General features: G+C 59.4%; 24 protein-coding genes. 17 read left to right on the forward strand and 7 right to left on the reverse strand.

The genetic code is table 11. The features are described 5' to 3' along the window. Positions 1-167: 167 nt before the first annotated feature. Together HF327_RS13855 and HF327_RS13860 are read left to right on the forward strand one after the other, a co-directional pair. The gene (locus tag HF327_RS13855; RefSeq protein ID WP_198460723.1) at positions 168-1,637 is read left to right on the forward strand and encodes a circularly permuted type 2 ATP-grasp protein; all 1,470 of its coding nucleotides are present in this window, start codon (positions 168-170) and stop codon (positions 1,635-1,637) included. Further along, a complete protein-coding gene (locus HF327_RS13860) occupies positions 1,637-2,593 on the forward strand; it encodes an alpha-E domain-containing protein (protein WP_198460724.1) in 957 nt (318 codons plus the stop codon). The genes HF327_RS13855 and HF327_RS13860 overlap by 1 nt, the downstream gene beginning before the upstream one ends. Before the next feature lie 74 nt (positions 2,594-2,667). Here the strand turns inward: HF327_RS13860 and HF327_RS13865 are convergent, their stop codons facing one another. Then, entirely contained in the window at positions 2,668-3,210 is a 543-nt protein-coding gene (locus HF327_RS13865; protein ID WP_198460725.1) for an ureidoglycolate lyase, read from the reverse strand. A 204-nt stretch (positions 3,211-3,414) separates the two neighbouring features. On the opposite strand from HF327_RS13865, the gene HF327_RS13870 reads away from it, so the two are divergent. Both HF327_RS13870 and HF327_RS13875 read left to right on the forward strand, forming a co-directional pair. Then, the gene (locus HF327_RS13870; RefSeq protein WP_198460726.1) at positions 3,415-4,749 is read left to right on the forward strand and encodes an MFS transporter; all 1,335 of its coding nucleotides are present in this window, start codon (positions 3,415-3,417) and stop codon (positions 4,747-4,749) included. Between the two features lie 85 nt (positions 4,750-4,834). Beyond that, complete coding sequence (locus tag HF327_RS13875; RefSeq protein ID WP_198460727.1) at positions 4,835-5,539, forward strand: FadR/GntR family transcriptional regulator; 705 nt, start codon at positions 4,835-4,837, stop codon at positions 5,537-5,539. A gap of 52 nt (positions 5,540-5,591) precedes the next feature. Here HF327_RS13875 and bfr read toward each other — a convergent pair whose 3' ends face one another. Beyond that, the gene (gene bfr / locus HF327_RS13880; RefSeq protein WP_198460728.1) at positions 5,592-6,068 is read right to left on the reverse strand and encodes a bacterioferritin; all 477 of its coding nucleotides are present in this window, start codon (positions 6,066-6,068) and stop codon (positions 5,592-5,594) included. Positions 6,069-6,463: 395 nt separating this feature from the next. On the opposite strand from bfr, the gene ahpC reads away from it, so the two are divergent. Then, positions 6,464-7,039, forward strand: a complete 576-nt coding sequence (ahpC, locus tag HF327_RS13885; protein WP_099738069.1) for an alkyl hydroperoxide reductase subunit C — start codon at positions 6,464-6,466, stop codon at positions 7,037-7,039. A gap of 174 nt (positions 7,040-7,213) precedes the next feature. Beyond that, the gene (gene ahpF, locus HF327_RS13890; RefSeq protein ID WP_198460729.1) at positions 7,214-8,770 is read left to right on the forward strand and encodes an alkyl hydroperoxide reductase subunit F; all 1,557 of its coding nucleotides are present in this window, start codon (positions 7,214-7,216) and stop codon (positions 8,768-8,770) included. Positions 8,771-9,119: 349 nt separating this feature from the next. Here ahpF and HF327_RS13895 read toward each other — a convergent pair whose 3' ends face one another. Next, a complete protein-coding gene (locus HF327_RS13895; protein ID WP_198460730.1) occupies positions 9,120-10,601 on the reverse strand; it encodes a sensor histidine kinase in 1,482 nt (493 codons plus the stop codon). Beyond that, positions 10,598-11,323: a response regulator transcription factor gene (locus HF327_RS13900; RefSeq protein ID WP_198460731.1), complete on the reverse strand. Its 726-nt coding sequence runs from the start codon at positions 11,321-11,323 to the stop codon at positions 10,598-10,600. The genes HF327_RS13895 and HF327_RS13900 overlap by 4 nt, the downstream gene beginning before the upstream one ends. 98 nt (positions 11,324-11,421) lie before the next feature. On the opposite strand from HF327_RS13900, the gene HF327_RS13905 reads away from it, so the two are divergent. The 4 genes from HF327_RS13905 (at position 11,422) to msrA (ending at position 14,070) form a co-directional block, all read left to right on the forward strand. Further along, entirely contained in the window at positions 11,422-12,078 is a 657-nt protein-coding gene (locus tag HF327_RS13905) for a cytochrome b/b6 domain-containing protein (RefSeq protein WP_198460732.1), read from the forward strand. Continuing rightward, complete coding sequence (locus tag HF327_RS13910; protein WP_198460733.1) at positions 12,075-12,866, forward strand: molybdopterin-dependent oxidoreductase; 792 nt, start codon at positions 12,075-12,077, stop codon at positions 12,864-12,866. Before HF327_RS13905 ends, HF327_RS13910 begins: the two co-directional genes overlap by 4 nt. Before the next feature lie 102 nt (positions 12,867-12,968). Beyond that, positions 12,969-13,268 (forward strand): pentapeptide MXKDX repeat protein, encoded by a 300-nt coding sequence (locus HF327_RS13915; protein WP_198460734.1) that lies wholly within the window; start codon positions 12,969-12,971, stop codon positions 13,266-13,268. A gap of 94 nt (positions 13,269-13,362) precedes the next feature. Beyond that, positions 13,363-14,070 carry a peptide-methionine (S)-S-oxide reductase MsrA gene (gene msrA, locus HF327_RS13920; protein ID WP_198460735.1) on the forward strand — a complete coding sequence of 236 codons (708 nt, stop codon included), beginning with the start codon at positions 13,363-13,365 and terminating at the stop codon, positions 14,068-14,070. Between the two features lie 155 nt (positions 14,071-14,225). Here the strand turns inward: msrA and HF327_RS13925 are convergent, their stop codons facing one another. Further along, entirely contained in the window at positions 14,226-15,539 is a 1,314-nt protein-coding gene (locus HF327_RS13925) for an NRAMP family divalent metal transporter (RefSeq protein ID WP_236024192.1), read from the reverse strand. A 455-nt stretch (positions 15,540-15,994) separates the two neighbouring features. Between HF327_RS13925 and HF327_RS13930 the strand changes: the two genes are divergently transcribed. The 6 genes from HF327_RS13930 to HF327_RS13955 all read left to right on the forward strand — a co-directional run bounded on the left by HF327_RS13930 (position 15,995) and on the right by HF327_RS13955 (position 22,669). Further along, the gene (locus HF327_RS13930) at positions 15,995-18,244 is read left to right on the forward strand and encodes a TonB-dependent hemoglobin/transferrin/lactoferrin family receptor (RefSeq protein WP_198460736.1); all 2,250 of its coding nucleotides are present in this window, start codon (positions 15,995-15,997) and stop codon (positions 18,242-18,244) included. 83 nt (positions 18,245-18,327) lie between these two features. Then, positions 18,328-18,711, forward strand: a complete 384-nt coding sequence (locus HF327_RS13935) for a hypothetical protein (protein ID WP_198460737.1) — start codon at positions 18,328-18,330, stop codon at positions 18,709-18,711. Beyond that, on the forward strand, positions 18,708-19,820 hold the full coding sequence (locus HF327_RS13940) for a hemin-degrading factor (protein WP_198460738.1): 1,113 nt from the start codon (positions 18,708-18,710) through the stop codon (positions 19,818-19,820). Before HF327_RS13935 ends, HF327_RS13940 begins: the two co-directional genes overlap by 4 nt. Further along, positions 19,817-20,704 (forward strand): heme/hemin ABC transporter substrate-binding protein, encoded by an 888-nt coding sequence (locus HF327_RS13945; RefSeq protein WP_198460739.1) that lies wholly within the window; start codon positions 19,817-19,819, stop codon positions 20,702-20,704. Before HF327_RS13940 ends, HF327_RS13945 begins: the two co-directional genes overlap by 4 nt. 1 nt (position 20,705) lies before the next feature. Further along, entirely contained in the window at positions 20,706-21,845 is a 1,140-nt protein-coding gene (locus HF327_RS13950) for a FecCD family ABC transporter permease (protein ID WP_407927043.1), read from the forward strand. Beyond that, entirely contained in the window at positions 21,842-22,669 is an 828-nt protein-coding gene (locus HF327_RS13955) for a heme ABC transporter ATP-binding protein (protein WP_198460740.1), read from the forward strand. Before HF327_RS13950 ends, HF327_RS13955 begins: the two co-directional genes overlap by 4 nt. Positions 22,670-22,748: 79 nt before the next feature. On the opposite strand, the gene HF327_RS13960 is transcribed toward HF327_RS13955, so the two are convergent. Beyond that, the gene (locus HF327_RS13960) at positions 22,749-23,009 is read right to left on the reverse strand and encodes a DUF2798 domain-containing protein (protein ID WP_198460741.1); all 261 of its coding nucleotides are present in this window, start codon (positions 23,007-23,009) and stop codon (positions 22,749-22,751) included. A gap of 189 nt (positions 23,010-23,198) precedes the next feature. Between HF327_RS13960 and HF327_RS13965 the strand changes: the two genes are divergently transcribed. After that, positions 23,199-24,128, forward strand: coding sequence for a LysR family transcriptional regulator (locus HF327_RS13965; RefSeq protein WP_198460742.1), 930 nt, complete (start codon positions 23,199-23,201; stop codon positions 24,126-24,128). A 130-nt stretch (positions 24,129-24,258) separates the two neighbouring features. Here the strand turns inward: HF327_RS13965 and ppsR are convergent, their stop codons facing one another. Next, on the reverse strand, positions 24,259-25,080 hold the full coding sequence (gene ppsR, locus HF327_RS13970; RefSeq protein WP_198460743.1) for a posphoenolpyruvate synthetase regulatory kinase/phosphorylase PpsR: 822 nt from the start codon (positions 25,078-25,080) through the stop codon (positions 24,259-24,261). Between the last annotated feature and the right edge of the window lie 131 nt (positions 25,081-25,211).

The raw sequence follows: 25,211 nt of genomic DNA on the forward strand, positions 1-25,211 counted from the left end.
TGCCGTTGAAACTGGCATGAGGCTTGCATAGCTGCAATGCCACTCTGTAAGTGAATGCAGACAGGCGGAATCTGCTGGTCTTCGCCAGCTTGGGGGAGCGCGCAGGGTGGCTAAACTGAAACAAGCGGCTCGCATGCGTGAGCCGTGTCAGAAATAGAGAGGACAGAATGCGCACATTCGATGAGATGTATCTGAACTCGCCCGCCGAAGGTGGCGCCGTGCGAGACCACTATCTGGACTATGCGCAGTGGCTGGGCAAGCAATCGCAGGACTATCTGCGCGCCCGCAGTGCCGAGGCAGAAATTGTGTTCCGCCGCGTGGGCATCACCTTTGCGGTCTATGGCGACAAGGACGAAAGCGGCGCAGGTACCGAGCGTCTGATCCCCTTTGACCTGATTCCCCGCATCATTCCGGCCCATGAGTGGGAGAACATGCAGGCGGGGCTGGCCCAGCGCGTCAAAGCGCTGAACTGCTTTATCCGCGACGCCTACCATGATCAGGAGATGGTCAAGGCCGGCCTCATTCCGCATGCGCTGGTGGGCGGCAACAGCCAGTACCGGCCGGAGATGGAAGGCATTCAGGTGCCCAACGATGTCTACGCCAATATTGCCGGCATCGACATTGTGCGTGCGCCCGATGCAGACGGTAATGGTGTCTATTACGTGCTGGAAGACAATCTGCGCGTGCCCTCAGGCGTGTCTTACATGTTGGAGAACCGCCGCATGACCATGCGCCTGTTCCCCGACCTCTTTGGCAAGCATTCCGTGGCACCGGTGGCCCATTACCCTGACATGCTGCTGGACACCTTGCGCGCCAGCGCGCCGTCTGGCGCTTTGGAGCCCACGGTGGTGGTGCTGACGCCCGGCATGCACAACAGCGCCTACTTTGAACATGCTTTTCTGGCTCAGCAAATGGGCGTGGAGCTGGTCGAAGGGCAAGACCTGGTGGTTGAAAAAGACATCGTTTACATGCGTACCACGCAAGGACTGCAGCGGGTTGATGTGATCTACCGCCGCGTGGATGATGATTTTCTGGACCCCGAAGTCTTCCGCCCTACGTCCACGCTGGGCTGCAAGGGCCTGATGCGCGCTTACCGTGCAGGCAACGTCAATATCTGCAATGCCGTGGGCACAGGCCTGGCCGACGATAAATCGGTGTACCCCTATGTGCCGGAGATGATTCGCTTCTATCTGAATGAAGAGCCGATTCTGCAGAACGTGCCTACCTGGCTGTGCCGTAAGCCGGACGATCTGAAGTATGTGCTTGACCATCTGCACGAGCTGGTGGTCAAGGAGGTGCACGGCGCTGGCGGCTATGGCATGTTGATTGGTCCGACGGCCACAACCGCCGAGATTGAAGCCTTCCGCCGTGTGCTGCTGGGCAACCCCAGCAACTATATTGCCCAGCCTACGCTGAGCCTGTCTACCTGCCCGACCATGGGGAGTAAAGGTATCGCGCCGCGCCATATCGATCTGCGGCCTTTTGTGCTGACGGGTACGGAGGTCAACATGGTGGCGGGCGGCCTTACGCGGGTGGCTCTCAAAGAAGGCTCCTTGGTGGTGAACTCCTCTCAGGGCGGCGGAACCAAAGACACCTGGGTGCTGGAAAATCAAGACGAGCCGAAGGGAGGTCGCTGATGCTGTCACGTACCGCAGACCATTTGTACTGGATGTCCCGCTATACCGAGCGGGCAGAGAACACCGCGCGCATGCTCAGCGTGGCCTATGAAACTGCCATGCTGCCGCAGGCAATTCATGATGCGCATCGCGGCTGGCAGAGCGTGTTGTCCATCAGCGAATTGATACCGGCGTTCAAGGCACAGTATCCGGTGGTAGATCGTGAATCCGTGCTGCAGTTCATGGTGACGGATGAGGCCAATCCGTCGTCCATCTTCGCTTGCCTGAAAGCTGCGCGAGAAAACGCTCGTGCCGTGCGCGGTGCACTGACGACGGAGTCGTGGGAGACACAAAACCAGACCTGGCTGGCGCTGCAGCGCAATTACTCGCAAGATGCCTGGCAGAAGGACCCGGCGCAGTTTTTTGAGTGGGTCAAGTACCGCTCGCACCTGTGGCGCGGCGTGTCGCTGGGCACCATGCTCAAAGATGAAGCACTGCACTTTGTGCGGCTGGGCACGTTTGTGGAGCGGGCCGACAACACGGCGCGACTGCTGGATGTGAAGTTTCATTCGATCGAGCGCGACTACCACGGCATGCCGCGTGGACGGGCGCTGATGAACTTTGACTTTTATCACTGGAGCGCCTTGCTGCGCAGCGTCTCGGCCTTCGAGGTTTACCGCAAGGTCTACCGCGATGTGATTACGCCCGAACGCGTGGCCGAGCTGCTAATGCTGCGCGCCGACATGCCGCGATCATTGCTGGCCAGCATGCATGAGGTCGTGAAAAACCTGGATCGCGTGAGCAACGACCACTCACAGGAAACCCAGCGCAAAGCAGGACGCCTGCTGGCCGATCTGCAATATGGCCGTATCGACGAAATTCTGACCACCGGTCTGCACGCCTATCTGACGCAGTTTCTGGACCGGGTTAATGATCTGGGCTCAGGCATCAGCCGCGACTTCTTGCTGCCGAGTTGAAGCGCGTAAATGCCGTGACCGTAGAGAACAAAGCCGCCTTCGGGCGGCTTTGTTCTGTGCATCAACGACTTGCTTCAAGGCTGGGTTTGGCCCAGATCTAGCGTTACCTCGGCCCCATCACCTATAGGTATCACATCGCAGTTGCTGCCCACCCCTCCGCGGTCAACCACCATGAAGCGTGCGGGAGCATGCAAGGCGATTAGCGAGTGATGCCATACGCCGCGTCGATAGTTGACACCCTGGCGGCCATCGGTGATGAAGGCGCGCAAAGCGGTAGGCTCCACGCGCTCGCCGATCGGTGCGACCACCACGATAAAAGGCTGTGCATCCAGAGGCATGAAGGCCTGGCTGCCAAGCGGATGGCGTTCCATGCTCAATAGCGTCATGGGAAGCGCATACGGCAGAGCGTGAAACAGGTTGATCAGCGCATGACCTTCGTCTCCTCCGGTGTCCACGCGAGCCAAGGCGTGGAAGCGTTCGGTCATGCCGTCGTTGATCAACAGCGGGGTGTGGCCCGTGCTGGATATGACCTCTCCGAACTCGGCGAAAGCCTCGGCGGTGAGTGGCTGGATGCTTAGACGAAGACTGGCGGGGCGTAGCTCTAATGAGGGGGTCACGAAATTTTGCCTCTTGTTTTCATACTGGTAATACCAGTTTGCAAGTGAATCAAGAAATTGTCAAATGCGCTATTCAGAAAGAACGGATTCCATTAGTAGGGGTAAATGCGAGTGCGCACATCACTGGACAAAGGGTACCGTTCGCTTCGTAATTTAAGACCGGTAATACCAGTTGATTAAAACCACTCAACCAAGGACTCTCTGATGTCATCTCTTCCTGCATCTGCCGAGCTTGCTGGCGCGGCCCCGGCGCTGGCCAGCGAAACGCCTGCCGAGACCGCCGTCTATCGCAAGGTGGCCTGGCGCCTGCTGCCTTTCATCATGGCCTGCTATGTGGCCGCCTATCTGGATCGCGTGAACGTGGGCTTTGCCAAGCTGAACATGCTGGCTGATCTGCAGTTCAGCGAGGCCATGTATGGCCTGGGTGCAGGGCTGTTCTTCATCGGCTACTTCTTCTTCGAAGTACCTAGCAATATGCTGATGCACCGCATAGGAGCCAAGGCCACCATCTCACGCATCATGATCATGTGGAGCCTGATCTCGGCGGCCATGATGTTCGTGAGTACACCTACCCAGTTCTATGTGCTGCGCTTCTTGCTGGGTGCGGCTGAGGCGGGCTTTTACCCCGGCATGATCCTGTACATGACCTACTGGTTTCCCTCGTACCGGCGCGCCCGCATGGTGGCGCTGTTCATGTGCGCGATTCCGGTCTCGGGCATCATTGGCGGCCCCTTATCTGGCGGCATCATGGAGTTGATGCAAGGCGTGTCTGGTCTGCATGGCTGGCAGTGGTTGTTTTTGCTTGAGGCCATTCCTTCCTTGATCCTAGGTATTGCCGTACTCTGGTATCTGGACAACAACATCCGCAGCGCCCGCTGGCTGACAGAGGCCGAGAAGGTTCTGCTGGAGCGCAATATTGCCCGCGAGAACGCCAGCAAGAGCGACAGTCACATGACGCTGCGTGCGCTGTTTTCCGATCCTCGCATCATCAAGATGGCCATGATTTGCTTTTGCACCGTCATGGGCCAGTACGGACTGACCTTCTGGTTGCCTAGTCTGATTCGTCAATCCGGGGTGGAGGGCGCTTTCCATATTGGCTTGCTCACGGCAATTCCTTTTGCGGTGGCTGTGGTGTCCATGAACCTGGTCAGCCGTAGTTCGGACCGCATGCGTGAGCGCCGTTGGCATTTGATCGTGCCATTTTGCGTGGGCGCTCTGGGCCTGATCCTCTCGGCCATCTTCAGCGGTAATGTCTATCTGTCGCTGGCTGCACTGGCGCTGGCCGCAGGAGGAAGCCTTGCAACCTCGCCTTTGTTCTGGAGCTTGCCCACCGCCATTTTGTCCAGCGCGGGTGCAGCGGCCGGGATTGCGTTGATCAACTCCTTTGCCAATCTGGCGGGTTTCATCAGCCCTTACATGATTGGTCTGATCAAGGATGCAACGCAAAGCACCAACGCGGCCATGTTCGTGCTGGCTGGTGTGTTGCTGCTCGGGGCATTTCTGACCTATACCGTACCAGCCAAGCTGGTCAACAAATAAGGCAAGAGGGCGGGAATAGTGCAAATGCAAGGGGACAGTCGCTAAGATCGGGCGCACCCCTTTTTTTGATGACTGACCCTACTGTATGGAATCCACCAGCGCCACCAGCCTCGCCGTTGCCAGCCACGCCGCCCGCGTGATTCGGGAATGGATAGACGATGGCGTCTATCCGGTCGGCTCGCTGCTGCCTTCGCAGCGAGATTTATCGGAACAGCTGGGGATCAGCCGGACCTCGTTACGCGAGGCGCTGTCCACCTTGCAAGGCCTGGGCTTAGTAGTGGCGCGTCCAGGCAAGGGCATGTATGTGACCGAAGCGCCGGAGGCTCAGCCTTCCGGCGTGGTCTGGCGCTTTGCGGATTCTCATGCGCTCAACGATGTCTACCAACTGCGCTATGCGTTGGAAGGCTTTGCATCCCGTTTGGCCGCTCTGGTCATACAGCCCGAGGATGTTTCGGCCATGCAGGCCAACCTGCAGGCCATGCAGCAGAGTATTGAGCTGGCGGATTTTGCACAGGCCAGCAGGCTGGATTTCGACTTCCACCTGCAGATCGCCACTATTTCTGGCAACCATGCCATTGCCGATGTGTTGCGCGGCAGCGGCGAAGTCATGCAGGAAAGCCAGCGCCTGCCGTTTTACCGACGCGGCGCGCGCCACGCCACTTGCGAGGAACATGCGGCCATCATTGATGCGCTGTCCCAGGGCCGCCCCGAGCTGGCCCAGCAGACGATGGCCATGCATATCGTGCAGGCGGCGCAACGCGCGGGCGTGCACTTCCCCACAGGACTTTGAAAAAACAAAATAACGGGCCAAGGCCCGTTATTTTGCACTGTATGCGCTAGCTTTACTGGATCTCGCCCATCAGCGACTGCAAATAGTTCTGCGTGCCGACCTTGTCGATCAAATCGATCTGGGTTTCGAGGAAGTCGATGTGCTCTTCGGTATCGTCCAGAATCTTCTGCAGCAGATCACGCGAGACATAGTCACGTACGGATTCGCAGTGGGCAATGCCATCCTTGATGGTCTGCTGAGCCGCTTGCTCCAGGCGCAGGTCGCAGGCTAGTGCTTCAGGCACGTCTTCACCGATTTGCAGCTTGCCCAGATCCTGCAGATTGGGCAGGCCGTCGAGTGTGAAGATGCGGTCCATGAGCCAGTCGGCGTGCTTCATCTCGCCGATGGATTCTTCGTATTCCTTCTTGGCCAGCTTGTCGAAGCCCCAGTGCTTGTACATGCGGTAGTGCAAAAAGTACTGGTTGATGGCTGTCAGCTCGTTCTTGAGCTGGGCTTGCAGCCAGGAAATGACTTGTGCATCACCTTTCATGGGGGACTCCTTCTCGGTCAGTTGTTGTTCGATCTGGATTGTCCATGCTTTGTGAGGCAAATCAAACAAAGTCCATGCTTTGGCGAATTGGCTGCATCTGATGCGCGTTCTCGTTTAGCTTACGGGCTGGTTGCTCGCGGTCTTGCACAGGTGCTGAGATGGTGATGACAACAAAAGCTATGAGCGTGATTGAAGGACTATTGGCTTGAAGTGAGCGAATTCGGCCCACAATAGAAAACTGAGCTGCAAAGCGCTGCGGCTTGAGTCCAGAATGACGGGGAATTGTTTTTGATAGTCTTATTCAATCAATTCAATGAAATCAATTGATTGGATTTATTGATTGAGTCCCTCTAAACTTCATCCTGTCATCAACACCAACCACAAGGAAACATCAAATGTCTTTGATCAATACACAAGTTCAACCGTTCAAGACCGAAGCTTATGTGAACCGCAACGGCAAGGGTGAATTCATCACCGTGACCGAAGAGAGCCTGAAGGGTAAGTGGTCGGTTCTGATTTTCATGCCCGCAGCCTTCACCTTCAACTGCCCCACCGAAATCGAAGACGCAGCGGACAACTACGCTGAGTTCCAGAAAGCTGGCGCTGAGGTCTACATCGTGACAACCGACACCCACTTCTCGCACAAGGTGTGGCACGAAACTTCCGACGCCGTGGGCAAGGCCAAGTTCCCTCTGGTGGGCGATCCTACACACCAGCTGACCAACGCTTTCGGCGTGCACATCCCTGAAGAAGGTCTGGCTCTGCGCGGTACTTTCGTGATCAACCCCGATGGCGTGATCAAGACCATGGAAGTGCACTCCAACGAAATCGCCCGTGACGTGTCGGAAACTCTGCGCAAGCTGAAGGCAGCTCAGTTCACCGCCGCTCACCCCGGTCAAGTGTGCCCCGCCAAGTGGAAGGAAGGCGCCAACACGATCACTCCTTCGCTGGACTTGGTTGGCAAGATCTAAGCCTGATTGCTATCGGCTGAGCGCGCAGGCGCTCTGAAAGCCGGACGACGCTCAGGCACCCGGTGTCCGTTCGTCCGGCTTTTTTACGCCCAGTTTTTGCTTTATGGGCGGGCAAGTGGCTAGAAACCACCTTGCTGCACTGCATCAACAACTCAAAATTCAAAGGAATCCACCATGCTTGACAATCAACTCAAAGCCCAACTCGCCGCCTATCTGGAACGTGTGCAGCAGCCGTTTGAGCTGGTGGCTTCTCTGGATGACAGCGAGACCAGCGCCCAGATGCGCGATCTGCTGCAAACCATCCAGTCCCTGCGCAGCGACAAGATCACGCTGCGCACCGATGGCAACGACGCCCGCAAGCCCTCGTTCCTGCTGCAGCGCAAGGGCACTGACACCCAGCTGCGCTTTGCCGGACTGCCCCTGGGCCACGAGTTCACTTCGCTGGTGCTGGCGCTGCTGTGGACGGGTGGCCATCCACCCAAGGTGGAGCAGGATCTGATTGACCAGATCAAGTCTCTGGACGGCGACTATAACTTCGACGTCTACATGAGCCTGACCTGCCACAACTGCCCGGACGTGGTGCAGGCGCTGTCGCTCATGGCTATCCTGAACCCCAAGATCAAGACGACTGTGATCGAAGGCGGTGCCTTCCAGCAGGAAGTGAACGACCGCGAAATCATGGCTGTGCCCATGGTGTTCATGAATGGCAGCGTCTTTGGCTCCGGCCGCATGACCCTTGAAGAAATCGTGGCCAAGCTTGATACCGGCGCAGCCTCGCGTGAAGCCGCCAAGCTGTCGGCCAAGGATGCGTTTGATGTGCTGGTGATCGGTGGTGGCCCCGCAGGTGCAGCGGCTGCTGTGTACGCCGCTCGCAAGGGCATTCGTACTGGTGTGGCGGCCGAGCGCTTTGGCGGTCAGGTCAACGACACGCTGGCGATTGAGAACTACATCTCCGTGCTGGAAACCGACGGCCCCAAGTTTGCGGCTGCGCTGGAAGCCCACACTCGTGCCTACGATGTGGACATCATGAACCTGCAGCGCGCCGAGAAGTTGATTCCCGCCGCGCAGCCCGGCGGTCTGGTGGAGGTGCAACTGGCCAATGGCGGCTCGCTCAAGGCCAAGACCGTGATTTTGTCGACCGGCGCCCGCTGGCGCAATGTGAATGTGCCCGGCGAAGCCGAGTACAAGAACAAGGGCGTGGCCTACTGCCCGCATTGCGACGGTCCCCTGTTCAAGGGTAAGCGCGTGGCGGTCATTGGTGGCGGCAACTCGGGTATTGAGGCGGCCATTGATCTGGCCGGTCTGGTGGCCCATGTGACGGTCGTGGAGTTTGCCGAGCAGCTCAAGGCCGATGCCGTGCTGGTCAAGAAGCTGCACAGTCTGCCCAATGTGACCGTGCATACCAATGCACAGACCACCGAAATCACCGGTGCCAATGGCAAAGTCAACGGCCTGCGCTACAAAGACCGTGTGACGGGTGTAGAGCAGCATATCGAGCTGGAAGGCGTGTTCGTCCAGATCGGTCTGGTGCCCAATACCGAGTGGCTCAAGGGCACAGTGGAGCTGAGCAAGTTTGGCGAAATCATTGTGGATGCCAAGGGCCAGACCAATCTGCCCGGCGTGTTCGCAGCCGGTGACTGCACCACGGTGCCGTACAAGCAGATCGTGATTGCGGCGGGCGCGGGTGCCACGGCAGCCCTGTCTGCTTTTGATCACCTGATCCGAAACTAAATCCGGGTCTGAAACCGTGATTGCGATCTCCGTAGAGGAGATCCATAAAGGCGATGTGAATGAACTGCATACAGCTAGTTCTTCCATCGCCTTCTTTTCTTTCCAAGGCATACAGAGCGAGACGCGACTATCGAGTCTCGCTCTTCAATTCGTGCAACGCTCGAATCTGTCAAGTGACGTTGACGGTCATGAAATCCGGCAGTTTTTTTGTGGCCCGAGGTCACGTGGCGCTCATGGCGTTGATTGGAGCTGATTTACGCGATCTATTTCGCTGGCACATTTCTTACGCTGTACCCGTTTGTGCAAATCAGGGATGTGAGATTTTCAGCAGGCTTATGGCACAAGCGTTTCAAAGGCGATCGATACTGCTGAGTTGAAAGCGAAATACGGCTCCTTTCTCGGGCAGCGGCACCAGTTGAATGTCGCTGCCGTGTAATTGCAGTATGCGTTTTACGATCACCAGGCCCAACCCGCCGCTACCGGAGCTTTCGGTGCGCGAGCCACTCATGAATGCTGGTCGCATGAATAGCGACTTCTGAAGCTCGCTCGGGATACCACCTCCCGTATCGCTGACCTGGACTGATACGCCGGCATGGTGAGCACGTAACTGCACTACGATTTCCCCACCCATTGGGGTGTGACGGATGGCGTTGTCGAGCAAATTGGTCAAAACCCGCTCAATCATGCCGAGGTCGGCTGAGACCACGGGCAGGTCGGGTGCAATGTCGGGCGTGAGGCGTTGATGGCGTGCCTCGGCAGCCAGTTCAAATTTCTGGAACACGTCCTGTACAAGATCCGCCAGTGCAAAGCTTTCCTTCTCAGGCTTGACCACGCCGTATTCGAGTCGTGCCAATTCGAACACTTCTTGCGCGAGACGTCCGACCTTGCGGCTCTGGCCCAGTGCGATTTCCAGGTAGCGCCGTCGATCCGCCTCGTCGAGCGTGTCGGCCTTGAGCATCAAGGTTTCCAGATAGCCATGCAGTGATGTAAGAGGCGTGCGCAGGTCGTGTGAAATATTGGCAAACAGTTCGCGGCGTTGCTGATCTTGCAGCGTCAGCTCGCGCCATTGTTCGGCGATGCGGTGGGCCATTTGCATGAAAGCCTGGCCTAAATGCGAAATTTCGTCGTTGCCTTGTGACAGGCGGGCTAGCTTGGGTGCCTCATTTTCCAGCGATGCGATGCCCTCGGTATCGAAACGCTGCACCACTTCGGTCAGCTCGCGCAGTGGGCGGGTGATGAGGCGAAATGCAGCAAGGCCGGCGAGTAGGCCCAGCAGCGCAACCACGCCCATCAACCACAGAGTAGTGTGCAGCACATTGTCGGCTGCCGTGTTGGCGACCAAGGCATCGTGATCTTCGCCTTGCAGCACGACATAAACATAGCCGGCATCGTGTCCAGACACGCGCAGCGGGGCAACGCTGAACACCTTGGATGCATCAGGGCTGCGCGGGTCATCACCCACAATGGGCAGTGCTCCGCCAGCGAGCAACTCATGGATAGGCTTCAAGTTGACCTTGTCGCGCTTGAGGTGACCTTGCGGTGCGGCCTGCGCTTCGATGCGGCCGTCGAGACCCAAGAGATAGAGCTCCGCGCTGGGGTTGACCGCCATGAGCTTGTCAAACAGATCTTTCACGGCATCCTGGTTCAGGCCGCCGGGCTTCATCAACTCCGCGTTCTCGGCAATGTGTGCTGCCAAACCACTCGACAAGCGCTGAATGACTTCTTGCTCGTGCTTGCTGGTGGCGCGAATCTGCAGCCAGACCGAGGCCCCGCAGCACACCAGCAGCAGCACTGCAAAAACGACCGATAACCGCCTCGACAAAGTCATCATGATGTGCTCTCCCCGTTGGCAGAGGTCGACAACTTGTAGCCGTGCCCCCATACCGTGAGAATGCGGCGCGGCTGGGCGGGATCGATTTCTATTTTGATGCGTAGCCGGTTGATATGCGTGTTGACGGTGTGCTCGTAGCCATCGTGCTGATAGCCCCAGACATGGTTGAGCAGGTCCAGCCGTGAGAACACTTTTCCGGGGCTGCGGGCAAAGAAGTACAGCAGGTCAAACTCGCGCGGAGTGAGTTCTATGAGCTTGCCATCGACGCGCACTTCACGCGCCAGCGGCTCGATGTCCAAATCGCCAATCGAGAGGCTGCCCGAATCCATGCGGGCATTGCGAGCCAGTGCATCGGTGCGCCGTAGCAGGGCCTTGACGCGGGCGACCAGCTCCAGCACCGAAAAAGGCTTGGCCAGGTAGTCGTCTGCGCCGAGTTCCAAGCCCAGGATGCGGTGTACCTCACTGGAGCGGGCGCTGATGATGATGATAGGCGTGTACCTGGCCATGGCACGGGCTCGTCGGCAGATTTCCAGGCCGTCGATGCCCGGAAGCATCAGGTCAAGAACCAGTGCATCCCAGTGACTACGCTCCAATTCGCGCAGACCTGCATGGCCATCAGCGGCATGCTCAACGACATAACCTTCATCGCGAAGATGCATGCGCAAAAGCTCCGCAATGTGGAGGTCGTCTTCGACAATCAGTACGCGTTTATTGGAGTCCATAGAGGGCCATTCTCTCGCGACAGGCGTTTTTGAGTTATCACAATTAATTGAACTTTGCGTGATACATCCGCCATGGGGCCAGCCGAACAATGGCCTCCATGACCCGCACCATCATCGCCCCAAAAACTGTCCAGGCAGGCCCGGTGGATCTGGCTGCTAGGCCCGTTCATCCACTGTGGATGCGCATCACGCACTGGCTCAATGCCTTGGCCGTGGTGATCATGGTGATGAGCGGCTGGCGTATTTATGACGCATCGCCGATCTTTCCCTTTTCCATACCAGCCGTCATCACCCTCGGTGGTTGGTTGGGCGGTGCGCTGCAATGGCATTTCGCGGCCATGTGGTTGCTGGTGTTCAACGGTCTTTTGTACTTGACGCTCAACATCGTGAGCGGTCGGCTCGTCCGCAAGTTCTTTCCCATCACGCCGCGTGGCGTGCTGCACGACTTGCTGGAGGCGCTTAAAGGCAAGCTCTCGCACGGCGACCCACGTCAGTACAACAACGTGCAAAAGCTGGCCTATCTGTTCGTGATGCTTGATCTGATCGTGATCGTTCTCTCGGGCCTGGTGCTGTGGAAGTCGGTGCAATTTCCTGTGCTGCGCGAATTGCTGGGTGGCTACGAGTTTGCTCGCCGCATTCACTTTTTCGCCATGGCCGCCATCGTTGCCTTTCTTGTTGTGCACTTGGTCATGGTGGCTCTGGTGCCCCGCACCTTGCTCACGATGATCCGAGGCCGCGCGCCCAAAACATCATGAAAATCTTCAAGCCCCATACCTTGCTCGACATCGACGCTGACGCCGTGCTGCGTGAAGCCCGTACGCGGCTTGCCAAGCAGCTCGAGCAGCCCGCACGCCGCATCTTCCTGCAGCGCACGCTGACGCTCGGGGGACTGTCACTGCTGACCGGTTGCAGCATCAGCGATGACACCCATGTCGAAGCCGCGCTCAGCAAAATTTCACGTTTCAACGACAAGATACAGGGCCTGATTTTTAGTCCGTCGCAGCTGGCTCCTACCTATACCGAGGCCGAGATCACGCGGCCCTTTCCCTTCAACGCCTACTACGGTGAAGACGAGATCCGCGAGGTGGACGAGGCCAGCTATCGACTCGAAGTGACCGGCATGGTCGCCGACAAGCATGCCTGGAGCCTGGCCGAGCTGCGAGCCATGTCGCAGCAGGAGCAGATTACCCGCCACATTTGCGTGGAAGGCTGGAGCGCTATCGGCAGGTGGGGCGGCGTCCGCTTTTCTGATTTTTTACGCCATATCGGAGCCGACACCAGCGCTAAATACGTGGGCTTCAAGTGCGTGGACGACTACTACACCAGTATCGACATGCCTACCGCATTGCACCCGCAGACGCTGCTTGCTTTGAGCTATGACGGACAGCCATTGCCGCCCAAATATGGCTTTCCGATGAAGCTGCGCATGCCGACCAAGCTTGGCTACAAGAACCCCAAGTACATCCAGGCGATGTTTGTTACCAACACCTATTCCGGTGGCTACTGGGAAGACCAGGGCTACAACTGGTTCGGAGGGAGCTGAGGGGTTGCTGCAACCGCTCGACTGCCGAAGAAAGCGCGAGGCCGAGTTCTCTGGAACGTAAGCCCATCTTTTGAAGATGACACCCCAACTGAAGGAATCCAAATGAACAAGCTCACCACAACCCTGCTGGCCACTTGTCTCGCCGTCGCTGGCGCCTCGGCCTTTGCTGCCGATGACATGTCCAAGGACAGCATGGCCAAGGATTCGATGGCGAAGGACTCCATGTCCAAGGATTCGATGGCGAAGGACTCCATGTCCAAGGACAGCATGAAGAAAGACTCCATGGGCAAGGACGGTATGAAGAAAGACAGCATGAAAAAGGACGGTATGAAGAAGGATTCAATGTCCAAGGATGGCATGGGCAAGGACGCGATGTCGAAGGACTCGATGTCCAAGTACTGAACTCGGTCCGCTCGATGCGCTCAATCCGCCACGTGACTGACGGATTGAGCCCATTGCCCTGACTCTGGCGTCGAAACCTACTGGAAGAAATCTCATGAAGTCCCTCGCACTGACCGCCGGAACTTTGGCCGCTGCAGCGCTGCTTTGGTATGCCGTGCCCAGCCTCGCCGAATCGGCCCGCCGCGTACCGGCTCCCACGGCGGATCTGACCGCTGCAGCTGCAGCAAAGACCGAAAGCGCAGTCTTCGCTGGCGGCTGCTTCTGGGGCGTTCAAGGCGTGTTCCAGCATGTCAAGGGCGTCAGCAATGCTGTTTCTGGCTATGCCGGAGGCGCTGCCAAGATGGCGCGCTACGAGGATGTCGGCACGGGCCGTACCGGCCATGCCGAAGCGGTGCGTATCACCTACGATCCCCAGCAAATCAGTTATGGCAAGTTGCTGCAAATCTATTTCTCGGTGGCGCACGACCCGACCGAGCTGAACCGCCAGGGGCCCGATACCGGCACGCAATACCGCTCGACCGTGTTTGCGGAAAATGCCGAGCAGGCGCGCATCGCGAAGGACTACATCGCTCAACTCAACCAGGCCAAAATCTACGGCAAGCCGCTGGCCACTACGGTTGAACTGTCCAAGCCTTTTTACGTCGCCGAGGACTATCACCAAGACTATCTGACACTGCATCCGCATCAGCCCTATATCGCGATCAACGATCTGCCTAAGATCGACGAGCTGAGAAAGCTGTTCCCCGAGAGTTATACGGCTGCGCCAGCGCTGGTTCACGCGGCTAAGGCAAGCAAATCGTGATTGCGGCGGGTGCGGGTGCCACGGCAGCTCTGTCGGCTTCGATCACCTGATTTGCAACTAAAACAAGCGGTAGTCCTTTTTATATATAGGCTAGTAGCTATTAAAAGAGGACTGTTTCAGCAGTCCTCTTTTGTTTTGTATCTCGTTGCGCGGCGCTACAGCGTCGCCAGCATCACTACAACGGCTACGCCCATCAGCAGCGTAGCGCCCCAGCCCAGCAGGCGGTGGCGCAGCGAGATGGTCAGCTCGCCCATGATGCGTGGCGACTGGCCCAGCCACAGCATCACGGCCATGATGGGCACCGAGATCACGCCATTGACCACGGCGCTCCAAACCAGCGCTTTGATGGGGTCGACCTCCAGCATGCCCAGCACGGTGCCCAGGCCTGTGGCGGCAATGATCAGCCCGTAAAAACCGCGTGCTTCATGAAAGCCGTGCGAGAGACTGGCCTTCCATCCCAGAACCTCGCTCACCGCATAGGCGGCCGAGCCAGCCAGCACTGGTACGGCCAGCAGCCCTGTGCCGATGATGCCCAGCGCAAACACCGTAAAAGCCAGGTCGCCTGCGACGGGGCGCAGTGCTTCGGCGGCCTGCGCGGAGGTCTGAATTTCGGTGATGCCGTTCAGATTCAGCGTGACGGCGGTGGCCACCACAATGCTCAGCGCCACACCGTTGGACAGCAGCATACCCACCGTCGTGTCCAGCCGGATGCGAGCCAGATGCTCTTGCACATAGGCGGGGAATTTGCGCAGCGCAGCAGCGTCTGGCCGCAGGCGTTGGTCTTCCACTTCCTGTGAGGCTTGCCAGAAGAAAAGATAGGGGCTGATGGTGGTGCCCAGCACGGCCACCATCATGGCGGCATAGTCGCTCAGCGAAGCGTGGGCAGGCAAGAAGCGCCAGGGCTGCAGGGACTCCATCGTCATTTGCTTGAGGGGCACATGCACCACCATCACGACGGCGAAATAGGCCAGCAGCGACAGCGTCAGCCATTTGAGAAGCCGCACCGAGCGTTCATATGAGAAAAATACCTGAGCCAGCAGGCACACTGCGCCAAACAGCAGGCTGAACAGCACGGGCGAGCCGCCGACGATCAGGCGCGCTGCCTCGGCCATGGCTCCAATGTCCGCCGCAATATTGATGGTGTTGGCCACCACCAGCAGCGCAATCAGGCTGCGCGTGAGCCAGCGTGGGCACAGCGTCACCATATTGGCAGCCAGCCCCCGGCCGGTGGCCCAGCCGATGCGGGCGGAGAGCATCTGAATACCAATCATCAGCGGCGTGGTCAGCAACAGCATCCACACCAGACCAAAGCGCCATTGAGCACCAGCTTGGGAGTAGGTGGCAATACCGCTTGGGTCGTCGTCGGCAGCCCCGGTAATCAGGCCTGGGCCCAGGCGGCGGGCAGCAGCCATGCTGCGAGGGATGAGCAAAAATCCGTGAGGGAATTTCCGGGTGAAGAGGTATTTCATGGGCGGCTCCCGGCAGCCGTGCACAAGGCATGGCCGCATCAGTGGCGGGCGGGGAGCGGCATGCGCCTTGGGTGCGCAGCAGACTCTCCGGGTGGAGGGTGGGCCCCTCTCTCCCGGACTCTGCTGCAAGGCCTGTGGCCCTGACTTCAGCGCTGGGACGAGATGGACCCGTGACTTCGGTCAGGGTTCATGGTCGTCAATAAATAGCTGTGAAAACAGGGCGGATCATGAACCTGAGGCCAGTGAATGACAAGCGCTTGTTCAAGCTGTTTTTCCTCTTTTTGTAACGCTTATTTTTGCTATTGAGAATTATTCGCATATACTGCATTCCGTTCAGCCAGCAAATGAGTGCCAGCTACAGGTCATAAAACTTCACCCGTTTCAACCTGTGGCAGTCAGTGCACCTATCAGAAGCCAGCTCTTGTCCATTTCAATGAATAAAGAGGGTTTCTGGTATGGCTTCCGCCACTGTTTCGCACGCCCACGCCGCGTTGGCGCCGCGCTCCGACATTCGTCCCCTGGTTCTGGCATGTGCTCTGGCATGCGCTGCCATTTCTGCTCAGGCTCAGCAGCAATCTTCTGACACGGTTCAAGTCGCAGCGGCACGCGCGGACCGTTCCACGCCCGTGCTGCGCGATGTGGTCATCAGTGCCTCGCGCGACGAGCAGGATGCCGACAGCCTGCCTATGACCGTCGACGTCATCGACGCCAAGCAGATGGAAGAGGAGCAGATCGGAGATATCCGCGAACTGGCTGCCAGACTGCCCAATGTGGAGGTGCCGCGCAGTCCAGCGCGTTTTTCGCTGGCAGGAACGTCCACGGGGCGCGATCAGAACAGCGGCTTCAATATCCGTGGGCTGGATGGCAACCGCGTGCTGATGCTGGTGGACGGCGTGCGCCTGCCGCGCAGCTATGTCTTCAGTGCCAATGCCTTTGGCCGTGACTCTTTGGATCTGGGCCTGGTGCAGCGCGTGGAAATTTTGCGCGGTGCCGTGCCCGCGCTCTACGGTTCGGACGGCATGGGCGGTCTGGTCAACTTCATCACCATGCAGCCCGATGATTTGCTCAAGGACGGCAAAACCATTGCGGGTCGTGCCTCGATCAGCTATGACGGTGCGGACAACGGCAAGCGCGTGGGTGCGACGATTGCAGGGCGAGTCAACCCCGAGTGGAGCTGGTTGCTTTCCGCCGGAATTGGTCGTTCCAGTGCTCTGGAGAACATGGGCACCAACGATGTGGTGGGAGCGAATCGCACCACGCCCAACCCTGAAAAAGACAAGAGCCATTCGCTGTTCGGAAAGCTGGTCTATACGCCATCGGCCGTGCAAAAGCATGTCTTCACGCTGGAGAACGTGGACAAGCGTGCCAACTACGACCTGCTGAGTGCTCGCAGCGCCACTGTCAGCGATTCGCAGGCCGAGACCACCATGAAGCGCTGGCGCGCTACTTGGCAGGGTCAGTGGCAGCAACTGGATACGGCGCTGGCCGATGAGCTCAAGCTGATGGCGAGCTATCAACGCGCAGACTCGCGCGAATTTGTGACCGAAACTCGCATCGGCCTGCCGTATCGCGAGCGCGATGTGACTTATGACGAGGACACATTGCAATTGCATGCACAGGCGGGCAAGACATTGCGCTGGAGCAATGGCGTCAGCGGCAAGTTCACCTATGGCGTGGATTACACACGTGGCAAGGTGGTCAACGAGCAAAACGGCATTACGCCACCAGCCGGCGAGAGCTTCCCGCTCAAGCGCTTCCCTGACACGACGGAAACCTCATCGGCACTGTTTGCCCAGGCAGAGCTGCACTATGGCGCTTTCAGCCTGACGCCCGGCGTGCGTGCCGAGCACTACAGCCTCAAGCCCAAGCAGCAGGGTTTTGCCAGCCCCGTGGTCAGCAACTCGGACTCGGCCGTCTCGCCCAAGCTGGGCGCCATGTTCCAGATGAACGATGCCTGGTCGGTCTACGGCAATTACGCCGCAGGCTTCCGGGCGCCCAATGCGGGTCAGGTCAACGCTTTCTTTGAGAATCCGCTGGCGTCTTATCGCAGCATTCCCAACCCCAACCTCAAGCCCGAAAAGAGCAATACCTTCGAGCTGGGCCTGCGCGGACGCATGAACGCGTTGCGACTGGATGCTGCTGCCTTTACCGGCAATTACAAGGACTTCATCCAGGATCAGGTACTGGTCTCGGGTCAGTACGGTAACCGCGCCAATCCTGCCACCTTCCAGTCTGTGAATATGGACCGGGTGCGCATCAGCGGCTTTGAACTCAAGGCCGATTACGACTGGGGCCAATTCGCCGGTGGCAACTGGCGCACCAATGCGGCTTATGGCTACACCGAGGGTAAGGATAGAAACACCGGCAAAGGGGTAGACACCATCTCGCCCCAGCAACTGGTGCTGGGCGTGCGCTACGAGCGCTCGGATGTGGGTGTGCAGTTCAGCGCATCGCACTGGTCGGGCAAGAAAGCCAAGGACGCCGCACAAGGCGCATGGCTGAGCCCCAGCGCCACGGTACTGGATTTGAGCGCGCAGTGGCGCATTCGCCCCAGCACCCGCCTGAACGTGGGCATCTACAACTTGACCGACAAAAAGCACTGGCGCTGGAGCGATGTGCGCGGCCTGACGGGCAATCCCGTCAACGTCGATGCCTATACGCAACCCGGCCGCAATGTGCGCGTGTCTCTGGTTCAGGACTTCTGATTTGATAGCTGATAGCGCTTGACTGGTAAGCGCTAGAGGCTTGTTTGACTCAAATTTTTACTCAAAAACTGCAGGAGTGAGCCATGTCTGTTTATGAGAGCGCCGCGAATGCCCAGAGTGAATCTGGCAGCCGCGATGAGGAATATCTGCTGACCGAAGGCGAAGCCCAACTGGCCACCGTGCTGGCGCTGATGACCGGCTTTAGCCAAGGCTGCTGTGCGGCGCACCGTGCGCCCATGGCACAGCGTGTGTCGGACCAGCTGGCGCGCATGGCCGATGGGCTGGATGGTCACGCCCGCTCTGACGACATGCGCCATTTTCTGCAAAAGCTGGGGCATCGCTGGTCCACGGTGGCCCAGGTGCTGGCACAGCCCGAGCCGGATCAGCAAGCCGCCGAGTCCGGTTTTAACGACGAATTTAACCAACCACAAACGCACTGGCACAACAGCCCGGAGACCCTGCAATGAACGCCATCACATCCCCCGAAATGAACACCATGACAGCGGTGCAGATTCGCGAAGAATTTGCCCAAAAGCGTCTGCAAGGTCTGCGTGCCAAAGACGCCGCCGAGGCGCTGCAACTGAGCGAAGGCGCTGTGATTGCAGCCCACGGCGGCGAGCATGAGCGCAGCTTGAAAGCCGTGCCGCTGCGCGCTGAGTGGCTGGACATTCTCAAAGGCCTTGAGGCCTGCGGCACGGTGATGGCGCTGACGCGCAACGAATCTACCGTGCATGAAAAAGACGGTATCTATCAGAACGTATCGGCCCAAGGCCCCGTCGGTCTGGCGCTGAGCCGCGAGATTGATCTGCGTCTGTTCTTCATGCACTGGCATGCCGGTTTTGCCGTGACGGAAGCGGCGGCCAATGGCAATCGCCCGGCGATGCACAGCCTGCAGTTCTATGACGCAGCGGGCCGTGCCGTGCACAAGGTGTTTGCGCGTGAAGCGACCGATATGGCCGCATGGAATGCACTGGTGGAGCGTTTTGCCGAGCCCTCCGCTGGCTATGTCTTCCGCGAGCCCGCAGCCAAGCCCGCCATCAAGGCCGATGCCGAGATTGATGTGCCCGCACTGACGCAGGCATGGACCGCGTTGAAGGACACGCACGAGTTCTTTGAAATGCTGCGCAAGTTTGGCGTCGAGCGCCAGCAGGCTTTCCGTCTGGTGCCGCAGTATTGCGAGCGTTTGAGCGCCGATGCCGTCACCCAGCTGCTGGGCAATGCCGCGGTGGATGGTGTCTCCATCATGGTGTTTGTGGGCAACCGCGGCTGCATCCAGATTCACACCGGCCCGGTCAGCAATATTCAGTCCATGGATGGCAAGGATGGCGTGCGCTGGATCAATGTGCTGGACAAGGGCTTCAACCTCCACCTGCGCACCGACATGATTGCCAATGTGTGGGTAGTGCAAAAGCCCACCAGCGATGGTGTGGTGACTTCGGTGGAAGTGTTTGATGCCGACGGCAACAACATGGCCATGTTTTTTGGCGAGCGCAAGCCCGGCCAGCCCGAGCTGCAAAGCTGGCGCGATCTGGTGGCAGGCCTGCAGCGCCATGCGGCGGTGGCGGAGGCTGCATGAGCGACCTATTGCTGTCACGGCGCGCCAGTCTGCAGTGGCTGGGCGGTGCGGCGATGGCTTCTGCCATGCCCGTATTTGCACAAAATTCTGTACAAGCGGCGTCACCCGCACGCCGTCTGGTCTCGCTGAGTGGCGCATTGACCGAGGTGGTCTATCTGCTGAACGCTCAGAATCTGCTGGTGGGCACGGACACCACCAGCCTGTTCCCCGAAGCCGCGCAGAAAACGACCAAGGTCGGCTATGTGCGCCAGCTCTCGGCCGAAGGCCTGCTGTCGCTCAAGCCCGATGCGGTGGTTGGCACCAGCGATGCCGGGCCGCCCGTGGTGCTCGATCAGATTCGACAGGCCGGCGTGCGTGTGGCTCTGGTCAAGGCTCAGCACAACTGGGCTGAGGTGCAGGAAAAGGTCAAGGTCGTTGGCCGCGAAACGGGCCGTGTGGCCGAGGCCGAAAAGCTGCTGGCTTTGCTCGATACGCAGTGGAGCGCGGTGCAGGCCCAGGTCGCCAAGGCCCAGCGCAAGCCGCGCGTGCTGTTTGTGCTGGCGCACAGCGGCAGCCCGCAGGTGGCAGGGCGGGGCACGGCGGCCAATGCGCTGATTCAATACGCAGGCTGCGTCAACGCCATCGACCAGTTTGATGGCTACAAGCCGCTGACGGCAGAAGCCATGGCCAGCGCCGCGCCAGAGGTCATCATCAACACCACCCAGGGCATTGAAGCGCTGGGCGGTGAGCTGGCCTTCTGGAAGCGACCTGAGCTAGCCCTGACCCCTGCCTTTGCCAAGAAGGCTTTGGTCACGCTGGAGGCCAGCCATCTGCTGGGCTTTGGTCCGCGCCTGCCTACGGCCGTGCAGGCGCTGCATATGCGCAGCCTGCAGTGGGTGGCATGAGATGAGTGTCGTGCTCGCCAAGCCGGGCAAACCGGTTCAATCGGTCACGCCGGTGCGTTGCGCGCCCGTTGCGGCATCGCGCTGGCGCACGCCATCCGGGCGGCTCAGCCGCAGCGCCGCGCTGCTGCTGGGCGCGGTGCTGGTGCTGCTGGCCATGGTCTGGGGGGCGGCCAGCGGTGCCTATGCGATTGCGCCCGCGCAGTTGCCAAGCATTGGCTGGGATGGTCTGCGCAGCCTGCTGGGCGGTGCAGTGCAGCAGGGGCCAGAGCATCTGGTCTTTCTCAATATTCGTCTGCCGCGCCTGCTGATGGGCGTGGCCGCTGGCGCAGGTCTGGGGCTGGCCGGCGCGCTGATGCAGGGGCTGTTTCGCAACCCGCTGGCAGACCCCGGCCTGATTGGCGTGAGCAGCGGCGCTGCGCTGGCGGCTGGCATCACCATCGTTCTGGGCGGCCTGTATCTGCCGTGGCTACCGCGCCATCTGGGCAGCTGGGCCCTGGTGGTCATGGCATTTGGCGGTGGCCTGGCCGTCACGGCGGTGGTCTATGTGCTAGGCCAGGTGCAGGGCACCACCCGCATCGGCCTGATGTTGCTGGCTGGCATTGCGATTAATGCGCTGGCTGGGGCCGGGTTGGGCTTTTTGAGCTTTATTTCGACCGACGAGCAACTGCGCAATCTGCAGATGTGGCTGCTGGGAAGTCTGGGCGCATCGCGCTGGAGTGCTGTGGGCTTGGTCGGTTTTGCCGTCGCTTTAAGCACGCTGGCCGCGCTGGCGCTGGCAAGGCCTTTGAATGCGATTGCACTGGGCGAGGCGCAGGCCAATCTGCTGGGCGTGGCGGTTGAAAAGACCAAGCGCCGCACCGTGCTGGTGGCGGCGCTGGCTGTGGGCGCGGTAACGGCGACCACCGGCATCATCGGCTTTATCGGCCTTGTCGCACCGCACTGGGTGCGGCTGATTGCCGGGCCAGATCACCGTGTGGTACTGCCGGGCTCGGCTCTGCTGGGGGCGGCGCTGGTGGTCAGTGCAGATGCCGTGGCGCGCACCATCGTCAAACCGGCGGAGCTGCCGCTGGGCGTGCTCACCGCCTTTATCGGCGTGCCGCTATTTCTGGCCATGCTGCGCCAGTTCAGGAGCAAGGTATGAGTGCCGTCTCGCAGATGGGTTCACAGATCGAATGCCGCAAGCTGGGTGTCGGCGTGGCCAAAGGCCCGCGTCTGGCCACGGTCGATGTGCAGATTCAGGCTGGGCGCTTTACCGCCATCCTCGGCCCCAATGGTGCGGGCAAATCCACGCTGATGTCCATGCTGGTGGGTGAGCGCGCACCGCAGGCCGGGCAGGTGTTGCTGGACGGGGTGGAGCTGGCGAGCCACCCGGTTGAGCGACTGGCCCGCCGCCGCTCTGTCATGCCACAGGATTGCAGCGTGGCGTTTGACTTTACGGCGCAGGAAGTGGTGGAACTGGGGCGCTACCCGCACCGCAACCAGCCCGGCGCTGAAGAAGCGCAAATTCCGGCCGAGGCCATGGCGCTGACGGGTGTTGACCATCTGGCCCAGCGCAGCATCAATACATTGTCGGGCGGCGAGCGGGCCCGCGCCCATTTGGCAAGGGCTTTGGCGCAAATCTGGCAGGCTCCTGCCGATGGTGCTGCACGCTGGCTATTGCTGGATGAACCCACGGCTGCGCTTGATTTGGCCCACCAGCACCACGCCATGCGCCTGCTGCGCGATTGGGCCAGCGAGCGCGGTGTGGGCGTGGTAGCGGTCTTGCACGACTTGAACCTGGCCCTGCGCTATGCCGACGATGTGCTGGTGCTGGGCGGAGCCGCTGGCGTGAGCTGGGGCGCAACGCAAGAAGTGCTGCAGCCTGAGCTGATTCAGCGTGTGTGGGATATGCAGTGCGACCCAGTGCGCAGCAGCGACGGTGCGCTGCAATATCTTTTTGTAGCGGGTAGCGCTATAGCTGCCTGATACTTGAATGAAAAAACCGTGAATCTGAAGTCAGTCAAGCGCAGAGTGCTTCAGATTCAATAGCGAGAAATCAGAGTGCTCAATGCAGGTGCACGGTCAGTGCGACCAGCTTGAGCACCAGCGGCCTGACCAATATCACGCAGCAGAACGCCACGGGCATGGCCAGCGCATAGGCGCTGAACACCCGCTGGACATAGCCGGCATTGAAGCCGCTGTTGGCGGCCACGATGGTGCAGCACATCAAAAACGCCATGATGCCCGCCATGTAAAACGCAAAAACAATCGGGGTGTAGCGCTTGTGCAGCTTCAATGTCGAGGCTTGAGATGAGGAAGAATTCATGAGGTCCGTCAAGAGAGCATGCATCCAGATTCATAGCGGCCTGCGTCAGCCCGGAGAGGGCTTCAATCTGAATGCAGTGTGGGGGAAAAGTTGGACTGTAAGCATCATCCCCGCAGGGCGGTAGAGGCCTGGAGCTTGTTTCACTCATAAGCTGAACTTTCGAATGAATTTACGGATACATTCGATTCCATGCCGAATCTGCGTGCCATCGAAACCTTTGTCAAAGCGCTGGAGGGCGGCTCTATCGCCTCGGCCGCGCGTCAGCTGGGCATTTCCCCTGCGGCTGCCAGTCAGAATATTGCGCGGCTGGAGCGGGAACTGGGCACGCGGCTCATTACCCGCACCACGCGCTCCATGGCACTGACCGAAGCCGGTGAGCGCTATCTGGCCCGCGTCGCCCCTGTCCTGGATGAGCTGGAAAAAGCCCAGTCTGACCTTTCACTGATTCATGGCGAGCTGCAAGGCCGTTTGCGCATTGCGTGCATGGCGGCTTTTGGCCGCCATGTGCTGGCGCCGCTGCTACCGGCCTTTGCTGCGCAGCATCCGAGGCTGGAGCTGGAACTGTTGATTACCGACCGCCATGTGGATGTGCTCAAGGAGGATGTGGACTTGAGCGTGCGCTATCGCGATGTGCTGGAGCCTGGCATGTCCGTGCGCCAGCTGGCATCCGTGCCGCGCATTCTTTTTGCATCACCCCAGTATTTGCAGCAGCACGGCACGCCGCAGACAGCGCAAGAGCTGTTGCAACATGCCTGTCTGCTGTACCGGCGCGAGCGCGATGGTCGTTTGATGCGCTGGCCGTTTCAGCGCGATGGGCAGCGGGCCGATCCGCAGCAGCGCATTGCGCTGATTGGCAGCGATATCGATGCACTGGTGGAATATGCGGTCGCGGGCGGCGGCATTACCTGGGCGGGGGACTTTATCGTGCACGAATATGTGCGTGACGGGCGGCTGGTGCCGCTGAGTCTCAAGCCGGGGCGCAAAGGGCAGCTGCAGTTTGCCGATGCGCCGCTGGACTTTTTTGCCTGCTTCAGAGATCGCCAGTATGTGCCCGCCAAGGTGAGGGCTCTGGTGGACTATCTTGTTAAGGCATTACCGCAGCGGCAGACGGATCTTTGAAATGGTTCATTGCCTTGACAACTGACGCGATCCAAGCAAGAGACACCGAGGAAGGGCCGCACCGCACCGAGGGTGTCGTCCCCCTCCGCGAAGCAGAGAGGGGGAAGGCGCGCAGCGCCTCAGGGGGCGCTTAGTGACCGAGGTGTTGCGGCAGCACTTCCTGCAGGATGGTGGTGGCGATTTCTTCAATCGACTTGGTGGTGCTGGACAGCCACTCGATCCCACTGCGGCGCATCATGGCCTCGGCCTCGGCGACTTCGTAGCGGCAGTTTTGCAGGCTGGCGTACTTGGAGTCAGGGCGGCGCTCGTTGCGGATGCTGGACAGGCGCTCGGGCTGAATCGTCAGACCAAACAGCTTTTTGCGGAAAGGCTCCAGCGCAGGCGGCAGTTGCTTGCGTTCAAAGTCTTCGGGGATCAGCGGGTAGTTCGCTACCTTCAGGCCAAACTGCATGGCCAGGTACAGGCTGGTGGGCGTCTTGCCCGAGCGGCTCACGCCCACCAGAATCACGTCCGCACCGGTGAGGTCGGTATGGGTCTGGCCGTCATCGTGGGCCAGCGTGTAGTTGATGGCCTCCATGCGCTCCAGATATTCCTTGCTCTCGCTGATATCGGCAAAGCGGCCCACGCGGTGCAACGACTTCTGGCCCAGCTCCACCTCCAGCGGGCGCACAAAGGTGCCGAACATGTCAAACAGCTTGCCCTTGCTATTGGCCTCCAGAAATTCCAGCATCTCCTGATTGACCAGCGTGGTGAAGATGATGGGCTTCTTGTTTTCCACATCCGCCACATGATTAATCTGGCGAACCGCTTGATGAATCTTGTCCATCGAGTCCACAAAAGGGATGCGAATCAGTCGAGGCTTGCTGTCGAACTGGGCCATGATGGCAGTCCCAAAGGTCTCAGCCGTGATGCCTGTGCCGTCAGAAATGACAAAAATCGTATGGGTATGCATGGTGCGCGCAGTGATTAGGTGGGGGCGGGGCTGGCAATGCCATTCCCTGAGCGGAGAAACAGGTTTGTGCCACGCGAGATGTCATGGCTAGGCCTACAATTGCGCCCATTATTCCCAAATTCCCCCCATGC

This window comes from Comamonas suwonensis (genome assembly GCF_012844455.2).
GTDB classification, from domain to species: Bacteria; Pseudomonadota; Gammaproteobacteria; order Burkholderiales; family Burkholderiaceae_C; genus Comamonas; species Comamonas suwonensis.